Consider the following 672-nt stretch of genomic DNA (forward strand, 5'->3'; position numbering starts at 1 on the left):
CCGCCCGCTCGGCGCCCGGGGGCCGGTCCGGCGCGGCCGGTGTCAGGGGCGCAGGTGGGACGCGCCGTTGAGGTCCAGGACGGTGCCCGAGGCCCACTGCGCCGAGGGGGAGGCCAGCCAGAGCACCGCGGAGGCGATCTCCTCAGCTTCGGCTACCCGCCCGAACGGGCTCTGTGCCGCGATCGCCTCCCCGGACCCGCCGCTCAGCCGGTCGGCCACCCGCTCGGTCCGGAAGAAGCCGGGGGCGACCGTCGCCACCGCGATGCCGTGCGGGGCGAGGGCCACCGCCAGCGACTGCCCGAGCGAGTGCACGGCTGCTTTCGTGGCGCCGTAGGCGGGATGGTCGGGTTCACCGCGGACGGCGCCCCGGGAACCGATGTTGACGATGCGCCCGCCGCGGCCCTGCTCGATCATGAGTCGGGCGGCCTGGTGGCTCACGTGTGCGGTGCCGAGCAGGTTGACCGCGGTGTGCTGCTGCCAGGCCGCCACCCACTCGTCGAACCCGGTCGTGGCGGGCGGGTGCGCGGTGTTGACGGCCGCGTTGTTGACCAGCACGTCGATGCCGCCGAGCGCCTGGGCGGCGTCCGCGACCAGTGCGGCGGCCTGCGCGGGGTCGGCGAGGTCGGCGCCGAGCAGTGTGTGCCCCGTGCCGGGCAGGCCGTCCAGGGTCTG

Annotated in this window: 1 protein-coding gene; it reads right to left on the reverse strand. The window is 76.2% G+C overall.

Annotated elements, in window-relative coordinates:
- Window positions 1-42: 42 nt before the first annotated feature.
- Window positions 43-672, reverse strand: a 630-nt coding sequence (locus ACYVE9_RS29720) for an SDR family NAD(P)-dependent oxidoreductase (protein WP_461030964.1), incomplete at its 5' end; no start/stop codon positions are given.

This window comes from Streptomyces sparsus, assembly GCF_054776295.1.